The sequence below is a fragment of the Halioglobus sp. HI00S01 genome, assembly GCF_001635445.1.
Lineage (GTDB): Bacteria > Pseudomonadota > Gammaproteobacteria > Pseudomonadales > Halieaceae > Halioglobus > Halioglobus japonicus.
Genome location: NZ_LWEE01000409.1, coordinates 1 through 441 on the forward strand (window position 1 = coordinate 1; position 441 = coordinate 441).

General features: G+C 56.7%; 1 protein-coding gene. It reads right to left on the minus strand.

Going from position 1 to position 441, the window contains the following annotated elements:
- Positions 1 to 441 (minus strand): hypothetical protein (locus A3709_RS24340; protein ID WP_197484373.1); only part of this gene is annotated, 441 nt, incomplete at both ends.

Sequence of the window (441 nt, forward strand, 5' to 3'; positions counted from 1 at the left end):
CTTACTTGGCGTCCGTACTTTTACCGGCAACAATTCATCCAGCAGATCGCTGATGCGCATCTGCGCCGGTTGGCGTGCGCTAGGATGTTCGCGCTGGAGCTGGCCCCGAGAGGTAATCCCCTGCTTATCGACCAGTGCGCAAATGGTTTCTTCCGTCCACTTACTTGGCGTCCGTACTTTTACCGGCAACAATTCATCCAGCAGATCGGGGTAGCGAGTATGCGCAGCTTCGTATGCGCCAGAATGTTCGCGCTGGAGCTGCTTCCGTGACGTTATGCCCTGCTCATCGACCAGTGCGCGAATGGTCTCTTCCGTCCACTTACTTGGCGTCCGTTCTTTTACCGGCAACAATTCATCCAACAGATCGGGGTAGCGCTTCCGCGCAGCGTAGTATGCGCCAGAATGTTCGCGCTGGAGCTGCTTCCGGGACGTTATGCCCTG